The sequence below is a fragment of the Streptomyces plumbidurans genome (genome assembly GCF_019857225.1).
Lineage (GTDB): Bacteria > Actinomycetota > Actinomycetes > Streptomycetales > Streptomycetaceae > Streptomyces > Streptomyces plumbidurans.
Genome location: NZ_JAFJSY010000051.1, coordinates 19,645 through 30,591 on the forward strand (window position 1 = coordinate 19,645; position 10,947 = coordinate 30,591).

At 71.5% G+C, this 10,947-nt stretch carries 12 protein-coding genes and 1 riboswitch; of the genes, 4 read left to right on the top strand and 8 right to left on the bottom strand.

All coding sequences use genetic code 11. The features are described 5' to 3' along the window. Nucleotides 1–91 precede the first annotated feature (91 nt). A complete protein-coding gene (locus JYK17_RS27825; RefSeq protein ID WP_222811431.1) occupies nucleotides 92–826 on the top strand; it encodes a hypothetical protein in 735 nt (244 codons plus the stop codon). Nucleotides 827–933: 107 nt separating this feature from the next. Here JYK17_RS27825 and JYK17_RS27830 read toward each other — a convergent pair whose 3' ends face one another. From JYK17_RS27830 to JYK17_RS27860, 7 genes are all read right to left on the bottom strand, one after another. Then, complete coding sequence (locus JYK17_RS27830) at nucleotides 934–1,566, bottom strand: sigma-70 family RNA polymerase sigma factor (RefSeq protein WP_372465311.1); 633 nt, start codon at nucleotides 1,564–1,566, stop codon at nucleotides 934–936. A 177-nt stretch (nucleotides 1,567–1,743) separates the two neighbouring features. After that, on the bottom strand, nucleotides 1,744–2,481 hold the full coding sequence (locus JYK17_RS27835) for a hypothetical protein (protein ID WP_222811432.1): 738 nt from the start codon (nucleotides 2,479–2,481) through the stop codon (nucleotides 1,744–1,746). Between the two features lie 66 nt (nucleotides 2,482–2,547). Next, nucleotides 2,548–3,060 carry a copper chaperone PCu(A)C gene (locus JYK17_RS27840; protein WP_108005996.1) on the bottom strand — a complete coding sequence of 171 codons (513 nt, stop codon included), beginning with the start codon at nucleotides 3,058–3,060 and terminating at the stop codon, nucleotides 2,548–2,550. After that, the gene (locus JYK17_RS27845) at nucleotides 3,057–5,312 is read right to left on the bottom strand and encodes a heavy metal translocating P-type ATPase (protein WP_222811433.1); all 2,256 of its coding nucleotides are present in this window, start codon (nucleotides 5,310–5,312) and stop codon (nucleotides 3,057–3,059) included. Before JYK17_RS27845 ends, JYK17_RS27840 begins: the two co-directional genes overlap by 4 nt. Next, nucleotides 5,312–5,575, bottom strand: coding sequence for a hypothetical protein (locus JYK17_RS27850; protein ID WP_108006000.1), 264 nt, complete (start codon nucleotides 5,573–5,575; stop codon nucleotides 5,312–5,314). The genes JYK17_RS27845 and JYK17_RS27850 overlap by 1 nt, the downstream gene beginning before the upstream one ends. A gap of 125 nt (nucleotides 5,576–5,700) precedes the next feature. Further along, nucleotides 5,701–6,828 (bottom strand): Nickel transporter NicT, encoded by a 1,128-nt coding sequence (gene nicT, locus JYK17_RS27855; RefSeq protein WP_108007416.1) that lies wholly within the window; start codon nucleotides 6,826–6,828, stop codon nucleotides 5,701–5,703. Nucleotides 6,829–6,856: 28 nt separating this feature from the next. Continuing rightward, nucleotides 6,857–7,048, bottom strand: a riboswitch (cobalamin riboswitch). A 214-nt stretch (nucleotides 7,049–7,262) separates the two neighbouring features. Beyond that, complete coding sequence (locus JYK17_RS27860) at nucleotides 7,263–7,829, bottom strand: ATP-binding cassette domain-containing protein (protein ID WP_261996227.1); 567 nt, start codon at nucleotides 7,827–7,829, stop codon at nucleotides 7,263–7,265. A gap of 66 nt (nucleotides 7,830–7,895) precedes the next feature. Between JYK17_RS27860 and JYK17_RS27865 the strand changes: the two genes are divergently transcribed. Genes JYK17_RS27865 through JYK17_RS27875 form a run of 3 tightly spaced genes read left to right on the top strand, consistent with a single transcriptional unit; the run spans nucleotide 7,896 to nucleotide 10,116 of the window. Continuing rightward, the gene (locus JYK17_RS27865; protein ID WP_222811434.1) at nucleotides 7,896–8,969 is read left to right on the top strand and encodes a Rieske 2Fe-2S domain-containing protein; all 1,074 of its coding nucleotides are present in this window, start codon (nucleotides 7,896–7,898) and stop codon (nucleotides 8,967–8,969) included. Next, the gene (locus JYK17_RS27870; protein ID WP_108006004.1) at nucleotides 8,966–9,184 is read left to right on the top strand and encodes a hypothetical protein; all 219 of its coding nucleotides are present in this window, start codon (nucleotides 8,966–8,968) and stop codon (nucleotides 9,182–9,184) included. The genes JYK17_RS27865 and JYK17_RS27870 overlap by 4 nt, the downstream gene beginning before the upstream one ends. After that, nucleotides 9,181–10,116, top strand: a complete 936-nt coding sequence (locus tag JYK17_RS27875) for a PDR/VanB family oxidoreductase (protein WP_222811435.1) — start codon at nucleotides 9,181–9,183, stop codon at nucleotides 10,114–10,116. Before JYK17_RS27870 ends, JYK17_RS27875 begins: the two co-directional genes overlap by 4 nt. Here JYK17_RS27875 and JYK17_RS27880 read toward each other — a convergent pair. Continuing rightward, nucleotides 10,031–10,882, bottom strand: coding sequence for an IclR family transcriptional regulator domain-containing protein (locus JYK17_RS27880; RefSeq protein WP_222811436.1), 852 nt, complete (start codon nucleotides 10,880–10,882; stop codon nucleotides 10,031–10,033). The two genes, JYK17_RS27875 and JYK17_RS27880, sit on opposite strands and share 86 nt — an antisense overlap. Nucleotides 10,883–10,947 lie beyond the last annotated feature (65 nt).

The following is a 10,947-nucleotide window of genomic DNA, read 5'->3' on the forward strand; positions in this document are numbered from 1 at the left end:
GCCGGAGCGGATTCCTAGGCAGCCATAACCGATTTCACATTCTCTTCGGTCACTATTTTTCTTGCTTGCAATCCGAATGAGGAGCCATCCCATGCGTGAAGCCAATCCTGGAAACAGTCATCGAAAGAGGGGATTTCAGCTGAAGGCCAATAAGACCGTCTGGATCGCGGGGGCCGCACTCACCTGCGCGCTGGCCGGCTTTGCCACCGCGGGCATCTCCGCCGCGTCCACCCCGTCGGCGGCCGCCCCGTCCGCGACCCCGACCGCCCTCCCCACGGACGGCGGCCAGCGGGCCGATCCCTCCGACGGTGGCGCCACGGGCATCGTCCAGGCGACGAACTCGTCGGGCTTCACCCTCAAGACGGCCACGGGCGTGACGGTCACGGTGACCGACAACGCGTCCACGACGTTTCTGAAGAACGGTCACCACACGTCCGCCAAGGCGGCGAAGAAGGGCGCCAGTGTGCTCGTCCTGGGACTGGTGGACAGCGCCGACATCACAGCGGCGAAGGTCGTGGTCCAGCCGCACGGTGACGGCGGAGCCGCTGCCGCCGACGCGGCGGGTGTCATCCCCTTCCAGCAGGGAATCCCGTCCCCCGACAGGTCGGTGGGGAAGATTCCCGACTACACCGAGGGTGAAGGGACGATCCAGACCGGCTCGGTCGCCTACAAGGCCACCGCAGCCGCTCAGGCGGTCGTCCCGGGCGGGATCGTCGACCGCGTGGTGAAGCTCGCCGACGGCGAGTACGAGGTGCACAACATCAGCATCAACTGGCCGCACCATTGCTTCGTCAACAAGGACTTCAAGGTCGTCGGCTACGAGTGACAGGGCGGGCGCCGCAGCCCCCACCGCCACCGCACCGGATTGCCCCCGACAGCCTTCACTGTCGGGGGCAATCCCCAGTTGCCCCCGACGCCCTCGCGCGGAAAGGCTCAGACCGCTGCCGGCGCGGCGGGCTCCTCCGCCTCGTCCAGCAGGCTCAGCAGGGTCGAGCGGGCGCGGGCCACGCGGGAGCGGACCGTGCCGATCGGGCAGTCGCTGAACTCGGCCGCCTCCGCGTACGGGAGGCCGAGCAGCTGGGTGAGGATGAACGCCTCCCGGCGTTCATCGGGCAGCGCGGCCAGCAGATCCAGCAGCGCGACGCCGTCGTCGAAGCCGGGCAGGTCCCGGGGCTGGGCCAGTTCGACGGCCAGCTGCCAGTCCGGCACGTCGGACAGCCGGGGCCGTGCGGCGGCGTACCGGTAGCTGTCGACGACCGCCCGACGGGCGATGGACAGCAGCCAGGCGCGCGCCGAGGAACGGCCCTCGAAGCGATGCAGGCTGCCCAGCGCGCGCAGGAACGTGTCCTGGGCGAGGTCTTCGACGGCCTGGGGATCGCCGCACAGATGGGCGACGTAGCGCTGGACGTCGCGCTGCAGAGCGATGACGAACTGCGCGACGGCGTCCGGGTCACCGCCACGGGCGGCCAGCGCCCAGGCGGTCACCGACTCGTCGACGGACGCCGTTTCTTCGTTTCCGTTTTTCTTCGTCGTGTGGTGAGTTTCGGGCAGGGCAGAGGTGATCACCTGGTGTCCTATCGGGATCCGTGATCCGGACCGGGGCGCGCGAGGGCGCGAACGGTCCGGTGAGTGGGGAGACGGCCCAACGACCCACACAGCACGGCGCGATGACGCTACGACGCTTGCGCGGGCCGACGGCCGAGCCCGGGGCGCACAGGGGCGGCCCCGGGAAGCCGGCTGTCCTCAGACGACAGCGGTCCCCGCAGGAGGTCCCCGAGAGGTGATCGCATGAACGAGCAGACGCAGGCTCGGCGCCCTGTCCGAGCGAGGGCGACGCGGGTGGACGCGCGGCCGGTCCGGGGCGGGCGGCAGCGCCAGCAGCAGCCGTAGCGGCGCCGCCAGCCGGCCGGCCACGGCCCGCAGGATGCGGAAGGCGGCCTTCTCGCCGTACGCGAGCCACAGACCGGTCAGGAGCGCGGCCAGGAGGTGAGCGGCGAACATGCCGTACGAGGAGCCCCAGCCGTCCATCGGCTGCGCCATGTGCCCCATGTGAGGCATAGGGCTCATGTCCATGTGCGCCATGTCCATGTGCCCCATGTCCATGGAGTGCATCGGCATCGATCCCTTGTGCATGGAGCCCATGTGCATGGAGCCCATGTGCATGGAGCCCATGTGCATGGAGCCCATGTGCATGCTCTTCATGCCGCTCGATGCCGCGCCGCCCGATGACGACTGCGCGAGGGAGAACGCCTCGTGCAGCGCCGCCTGGACGGCGACCACGACCGTCACGATCAGCGGCAGTCCGCGTTCACGGCCCGCCAGGCACCAACCCGCGGTGCCCGTCGCGGCGAACCCCGCGGCAAGTACCCACGCGGGTACGTCGGTTCCGGACATCAGGACGTGGCCCAGGGCGGCGAGCAGCACGCACACGGCCGCGAAGACCGCGGCCCGTAGCGTGCGAGAACACCACCCTGCTGTCATGGCGCCTCATCCTCGCATCCGGACGTCGGTCGTCACGCGGGGGTACGGATATCCACCGGCGACCGTTCACGATGCCGGCCTGATCACCACCGCGAGCGTCTTGACCGCCCCGCTGTGCTCGAAGTGCAGGGTGAACGGCACGAGGTCGCCCGAGCGCAGGCGGGCCCTGGGCGTCAGTGTGACGTCCCCGCGGGCCGGGGACATGGACAGTCCCCGGCCCGCGGGGACGGCGAGCGAGGTGACGGCGGCGTTCGAGGCGCCGCCGCCGCCCAACATGCGGTGCCGGCTGAGGACCGGCTCCCCGCGCGTCGCGGAGGAGGCCACGCTCACCAGCCGGTCGTCCGCCCCGCCGAGGTTGAGGACGTCGAAGAAGGCGGCGGTCTCCGTGCTGTCGCCGTACGGCAGGAAGACGCGCCCGTTCGTGATGCCGATGCGGGGCGGGCTGCCCGCCTTCCCGGCCGCGACCCATGTCGCCAGGCCGCCGAGGGCGAGGCTGAACGCGGCGACCGGCGCGACGGCGGCCAGCAGGGTGTCGGTGAGACGGCGACGGGTCGGCAGCCACAGGGACGGTGTGCTCATCGCGTACGCCTCCGGGCGACGGGAGCGGACGTGGGCTGCCAACCGCGCAGCCGCAGGCTGTTGGCGACGACCAGCACCGAGCTGACCGACATCGCGGCGGCTGCCACCATCGGGTTGAGCAGGCCGACCATGGCGAGCGGCACGGTCACGACGTTGTAGCCGAACGCCCACGCGAGATTGGCCCGGATGGTGCGCAGCGTGCGGCGGCCCAGCCGGACCGCGTCCGCCAGGGCCTCGATGTCCGCACGGACGAGGGTCACGTCGGCGGCGCCGATGGCCACGTCGGAGCCGGTGCCCATGGCGATGCCGAGGTCGGCACCGGCCAGGGCCGCGGCGTCGTTCACGCCGTCACCGATGACCGCGACCCGGTGGCCCTGCGCCTGGAGGTCGCCCACGAGGGCGGCCTTGTCCTCGGGGGTGCAGCGGGCGTGCACCTCGTCGATGCCGAGAGATGCCGCGACGGCCCGGGCGGGTGCCTCGCGGTCGCCGGTGGCGAGCACGGGCCGTACGCCCAGGCGCCGCAGCCGGTCGACGGCCCGGTAGCTGCCGGGCCGGACGACGTCGCCGACCTCGATCAGCGCCTCGGCGACTCCGTCGACGTACACCAGCACCGGGGTGTGCGCCGCGGCTTCGTCCACCGACAGTCCCGTGGGCAGGTCGTCGTCGGGCGCGAGGACTCCGACCAGCCGCCCCTCGACCCGGCCCCGTACCCCGCGCCCCGGCAGCGCGCGGAACTCCTCCACCTCGGGCAGCCGCGTGCCCGACTCCCGCCGGGCGAACGCGGCGATGGCCCGCCCCAGCGGATGCTCCGACCCCCGCTCGACGGAACCCGCCAGCCGCAGCACCGCATCGCGGCCGAGTCCGTCCGGTACGGCGGTGATCCGGGCGACGCTCATGTGCCCCGACGTGAGGGTGCCGGTCTTGTCCAGGACGACCGCGTCGAGGTGCTGGAGTCCCTCCAGGGCCTGCGGACCGGTGACGAGGACGCCCAGTTGGGCACCGCGCCCGGTGGCGGCCATCAGTGCGGTGGGCGTGGCGAGACCCAGCGCGCACGGGCAGGCCACGACCAGGACGGCGACACACGCGGTGATCGCCGCCTGCGGATCGGCGCCCGCTCCCAGCCAGAATCCGAGGACCGTGACGGCCAGCGCCAGCACCACGGGAACGAACACCCCGGCGACCGAGTCGGCCAGCCGCTGCGCCTTCGCCTTGCCGGCCTGCGCCTCGGTCACCAACCGCGTGATCCGGGCGAGTTGGGTGTCCGCCCCGACGGCGGTGGCCCGTACGAGCAGCAGCCCGCCGGCGTTGACGGCCCCACCGACCACGGCCGAGCCCGGCCCGACCTCGACGGGTTCGGTCTCTCCGGTGACCAGGGACAGGTCCACGGCCGAACTGCCCTGTGTCACCTCGCCGTCGGTGGCGATCCGCTCGCCGGGACGGACCACGAAGACCTGCCCCACGCCCAACTCCTCGATGGGAACGAGGTGTTCGGAGTCTCCTTCCCGTACGGCGACCTCCTTGGCCGCGAGTCGGGCGAGCGAGCGCAGCGCCGCCCCGGTACCGTTCCGCGCCCGCGCCTCCAGGAACCGCCCGGCGAGCACGAACAGCGGCACGCCGACGGCAGCTTCGAGATAGATGTCGGCCACGCCGTCCGAGGCCGACGGCACCAGGCTGAACGGCATCCGCATGCCCGGCTCGCCCGCTCCGCCGAGGAAGAGCGCGTACGCGGACCAGGTGAAGGACGCCACCACGCCCAGCGACACCAGGGTGTCCATGGTGGCCGCCGAGTGCCGCAGCCCCCGTACGGCCCGAGCGTGGAAGGGCCAGGCGCCCCACACGGCTACGGGCGCGGCGAGCGCGAAGCACAGCCACTGCCAGTCGCGGAACTGGAGCGCGGGCACCATCGACAGCACGAGGACGGGCAGCGCGAGCGACGCGGTGATCAGCAGCCGGTCGCGTTCCTGACGGGCGCCCTCGGACTCCCCGTCCCCCGCCTCCTCGCGCCGCTCCTTCTTCGGCGGCTCGGGCAGGGCGGCGGTGTATCCGGCCTTCTCGACCGTGGCGACGAGTTCGTCGGGGCCGATGTCGGGCGGATGGCTCACCCGGGCCCGTCCGGTGGCCAGATTGACGGTCGCCGAGACCCCGTCCAGCTTCTCGAGCTTCTTCTCGACACGCTTCACGCAGGCCGCGCAGGTCATGCCGCCGACGGTCAGATCGGTGGTCGTCAGGGCCACCACCGGTTCGGCGCCCATCAGTTGCCTCCTGAGTGCGCGTCGTCCATGTCCTGCATCCCGCCGCCGGTGCCCCCGGTACTCGTGCCGTCGCCGGAACCCGTGCCCGTGCCACTGCCCGTACCGTGCATACCGGGCGCGACGGGTCCGGCGGAGGCCCCCACGGCGTACGACACCGTGAAGAGCAGGGCCAGCAGCAGAAGGAAGCCGCAGAGCGCGGGAGGCGGCACCAGCTTGCGCGGCACCGCGCCCGCGCCGGGGGAGGAAGGTCGGGAGTCGTCCATCACCGGGTCTCCAGATCGCGTCGTACGGCGTCGTCGGATCCGGCCGTACCGCTTCAGGAGTCGCAGGGGTCGGGGCCCGAGTTCCGGGTCGTACGCGTGGCACGCGTCACGCCGCGCCGGACGTGTCAGCCGCCGTCGGCCGGCCGGGTCGCCCACCTCTGTTCGACCTTCGCCACCTTCCAGTAGCCCAGCGCCGCCGCCCAAACGACGACGAACAGGCCGACGATGACGTAGCCGACGTTGTCCAGGTCGAGGCCGGAGATCCGGTTGGTGACCGTGTCGGTCAGGCCGAGCTTGTCGTGCAGGACGCCGACCAGCTCGATCGTGCCGATGAAGAAGGCGACGGCGATGGACAGGCCGGTGATGGTGAGGTTGTAGAACACCTTGCGGACCGGGTTGGAGAAGGCCCACTGGTAGGCGAAGTTCATGAAGGTGCCGTCGAGCGTGTCGAACAGGCTCATGCCGGCGGCGAACAGGAGCGGCAGGCTGAGGACGGCGTACCAGGGCAGGCCCGCCGCCGCGCCGGAGCCGGCCATCACCATCAGCGTGACCTCGGTGGCGGTGTCGAAGCCGAGGCCGAAGAGGAGGCCGACGGGGTACATCTGGCCGGGGCGGGTGATCGACCTGGTGAGGCGGCCGAGGACGCGGTTCATGAACCCCCGGGAATCCAGGTGCTGTTCGAGTTCCCTCTCGTCGTACGTCCCGGCCCGCATCGCCCGGAACACCTTCAGGATGCCCAGCAGGGCCACGAGGTTGAGGGCGGCGATGACGTAGAGGAAGGAGCCGGAAACGGTCGTGCTGATGACTCCGAGCGTCTGGTGGGTGCTGGAGTCGTCGTCGACGAGCGTGCCCGCGACCTGGGCGCCGCCCGCCACCAGGGCGGCCAACACGATCACCACGCTCGAGTGCCCGAGCGCGAACCAGAACCCCACGGACACCGGCCGTTTGCCGTCGGCCATCAGCTTGCGGGTGGTGTTGTCGATGGCGGCGATGTGGTCGGCGTCGAAGGCGTGCCGCATACCGAGGGTGTAGGCGGTGACACCGAGGCCGATACCGAACGCCTTGGAGCCGATCTCGTAGTGCCCGGGTACGACCAGGAGGAAGAGGATGCCGAAGGCGACGGCGTGCAGGGCGGCGATCACCGCCATCAGCCCGATCGTCCTGACGGTGTCCTCGCGCCGCCAGCGGAAGGCGGCGGGCCCGGCGGTCTCCGGCACGGATGAAGTCACGGATGATGTTTCGGGCAAGGTCATTCGGTCACGCTCCAGCACCTCGTGGATCACTTCGTGAGATGCCGTGGCCGGTCTCCTGGCTTACAGGTCGTGCGTTCCGGCCGCCCGCCTTCCCGGCCGCCTCACGACGGCCAGTGGCTGTCCCTTGCGGGACGTGGGCGGGGAACTCCCCGATTCACAGTGGCGAGGGCCGCGTCGGCTTCGCACCGACTTCCCGAGCACCACGGCCCGCCCACCGTAGGGGGCTCGGCACTCTCCTGCACAGCTGGACATATGCGCAGGTATCCAAGATCACATGCAGCCGCCTGCGAGGACGCGCGCACGCATCTCGTCCCCACCGAACGCGCCGGCCGCCGCACCGTCGACGGCCACCGGGCGCCCCGGCTCCCTCCCGGGTACGGGTGATCGCCGCCTGGTCGTGCCGTTCGGGCCGTCGGCGGGGCATCGGCGGACGGTCAGCGAACGGCGCTCTCGGCGGGCATGCCGTCCCCGTCCGCCGTGGTGTCGGTGTCGGCCGTCACGGCGTCGGCCAGCGGGTGAGCCGCGTAGCTGACGCGGATGACGCCGTCGGCGTGCCGCTCGGTGGTCGCCCGGACGCCGAAGACGTTGCTGAGGACGGCCGGGGTCAGCACCTTCAGCACCGGTCCCGCGGTGACCACCGCCCCCTCGTGCAGGACGGCCAGCGTGGTGACGCCGGTGGCGCGGATCAGGTCCAGCAGCTCGAACCGGGCGCGGATGTCGAGGTGGTTGGTGACCTCGTCCAGGACCAGGAGCTGCGGGCTCTGCGCCAACGCGCGTGCCAGCAGGACACGTTGGCGCTCGCCTCCGGACAGGGACGCGTACTCCCGGTCCGCGAACGGCAGGACGCCGCAGCGATCGATGGCCTCCGCCACGGCGCGGTGGTCCTCGGCCCCGTCGCGGCCCAGCAGGCCGTGGGTTCCGGTGCAGTAGTCGCCGCGGGGCGGGTGTGAGTTCCCGGCTTCCGTCTGACGGAAGCGCCCTTGCTCCCGTGTGGCGCGCATCACGACTCTGAGTTCAACCACGGCACGCGGGGCGACGCAGCCCCGCCGACAGGGACGGGAACCGCCATGCCGCACACGACCGCTTTCGCCAGGAACCAGTGGTATGTCGCCGCCTACAGCCACGAGGTCGGGCGCGAGGAACTGCTCGGCCGGACGATCCTCGGTGAGCCGCTCGTCTTCTACCGCACCGAGGAGGACGGGACGGCCGTCGCGCTCGCCGACCGGTGTGTGCACCGGCGCTTCCCGCTGCACGAGAGGCCGAGCCGGCTCGACGGGGACAAACTCGTGTGCGGGTACCACGGGTTCACGTACGACACGACCGGTACGTGTGTGTATGTGCCCGGTCAGAAGCGGGTGCCGCGCACGGCGCGCGTCGCCTCGTATCCCGTCGTCGAGCAGGACTCTCTGGTGTGGGTGTGGATCGGCGACCCGGCGCTCGCCGACGCGCAGACCATCCCGCGGGCCAGGCACCTCGACTCCCCCGGCTGGGTCACCGTCCGCGGCATGGAGCCGATCGACGCCGACTACGGGCTGCTGGTCGACAACCTCCTCGACCTCTCCCACGAGACCTATCTGCACGGCGGTTACATCGGCACCCCCGAGGTCGCCGAGACGCCGATCACGACCGAGGTCGACGAGGGCGCGGGCATCGTGCGGGTCAGCCGGCACATGGACGACGCGGCGTGTCCGCCGTTCTACGCCAGGTCCACCGGCATCCAGGGGCGGATCACGCGCTGGCAGGACATCGAGTACCACGCCCCGTGCCTGTATCTGCTGCACAGCCGGATCGCGCCGGTCGGCGTGGTGCCGGAGGCCGACGGCAGCGATCCGAACGGCTTCCACACCGAGATCACGTACGCCATCACACCCTCCGCCGACGGGCACGTGTACGACTTCTGGATGGTCTCGCGCGACTGGGCGGTCGAGGACGCCGAGGTCACCGAGTTCCTGCGGGCCAACAACCACACGGTGGTCATGCAGGACGTCGACGCGCTCAACCTGCTGCAGCGGACGCTCGGTTCGGAGCGGACGGGGTACCAGGAGCTGAGCATCAACATCGACACCGGCGGCCTGGCCGCCCGCCGTATCCTCGCCCGCCTGGTCGAGGAGGGCGACAAGCCCGTGGAGAAGGTCCTGTGAGCAACAGCCCCACCGGCGAGATCTACCGCATCGACTGGCTGCCGGGCACCGACACCCTGCACGGCACCTGTCACTGCGGCGCCGAGCACACCGCCCAGGACCCCGTCACGATGTGGGAGTGGATGCTCGGCCATCCCGAAGGACATCGGCCGCATCCCGAGGGCCACCGGACCCGCCCCGAAGGACACCGGCCGCAGGAGAGCAGCGCGTCATGACCGTGTACGAAGCCGAACTCGTCGTCGAACGCCGGGAGTCGGCGGCCGACGGCGTGCTCGCCCTCACCCTGCGCCATCCGCTGGGCGAGGAGCTGCCGGCCTGGGAGCCGGGCGCCCATGTCGACGTCGTGCTCGGGCCGGAGCTGGAGCGGCAGTACTCGCTGTGCGGGGACCCCGCGGACCGTTCGGCGTGGCGGATCGCGGTGCTGCGGGAGCCGGACGGGCGCGGTGGATCCGCCCGTGTGCACGAGGAGTTGGGCGAGGGCGACAAGGTGCGGGTGCGCGGGCCGCGCAACCACTTCCGGCTGGAGCCCGCCGCCCGCTACCGCTTCGTCGCCGGCGGCATCGGCATCACCCCGATCCTGCCGATGCTGGCCGCGGCCGAGGCGGCGGGCGCGCAGTGGACGCTGCTGTACGGTGGGCGCACCCGTAACTCCCTTGCCTTTGCTGGCGAGTTGGCGCGCTACGGGGACCGAGTGATGCTCCGCCCGCAGGACGAGTTCGGGCTGCTGGACCTGGAGGCGGTCACGGGTGATCTGCCCGACGACGCGCTCGTGTACTGCTGCGGTCCCGGCCCGCTGCTGGACGCGGTCGAGGCGCGCTGCCCGGCCGGGCGGCTGCGGGTGGAGCGGTTCACGCCGAAGGAGCAACCGGCCGCTGCGAACGGCGAGTTCGAGGTCGAGCTGGCGCAGAGCGGCCGTACAGTCACCGTCGGCCCGGACGTCTCCGTGCTGGACGCCATCCGTGCCGCGGGCGTCGAGGTGCTGTTCTCCTGCACCGAGGGCACCTGCGGCACCTGTGAGACCGATGTCCTCGACGGCACCCCGGACCACCGCGACTCGGTGCTCACCGACGCGGAACGGGAGAGCGGGGAGACGATGATGATCTGTGTGTCCCGCTGCCGCGGGAAGCGGCTCCTGCTGGACCTGTGATCCTCAGGTCGGCGTCGATCCGGGCGACCGTCTCCAGCAGGTGCGGCAGCAGGTCCCGGCGGATCGACTCGACGGAGTTGCGGCCCGCCGGGACCGCGATGTTGACGGCCGCGACCACGTCGCCGCCTCGGTCGCGCACCGGGGCGGCCACCGACCGGAGCCCCTCCTCCAGCTCCTGGTCGACCAGGGCGTACCCCTGTCGCCGTACGCGCTGAAGTTCCGCCCGCAGGGCCGCGGTTGACGTCACGCTGTGTTCCGTCAGGGGCAGCAGCTCCGTGCGGGCGAGCCGGGCGTCGATCTCCTCGTCGGGCAGATGGGCGGTGATCACCCGGCCCGTGGAGGTCAGATGCGCCGGGAAGCGGGTGCCCACGGTGATGGCCGCGGACATGATGCGGCGGGTGGGGACCCGCGCCACGTAGACGATGTCGTCGCCGTCGAGGACGCACAGCGACGACGACTCCCGTACCTGCTCGACGAGTTGCTCCAGATGCGGCTCGGCGATCTGCGGCAGCGTGATGCCGGCGAGATAGGAGTAGCCGAGTTCCAGCACGCGCGGGGTGAGGCGGAAGAGCCGGCCGTCCTGGTGGACGTAGCCGAGATCGACGAGGGTCAGCAGCAGCCTGCGGGCGGCGGCCCGGGTCAGGCCGCAGGAGTCGGCGACCTCGCTCAGGGTGCGCACGGGGTGCTCGGCGCCGAAGGAACGGATGACGGCGAGGCCGCGTTCGAAGGACCTGACGAAGTGTGGTGCTCGGGCTCCCCCTGGCATTGCCACCCCCAAAGTGTCAACAATGTTGTCAGCGAACCTATTGACCGGAGCCGTTGCCGCTTCTA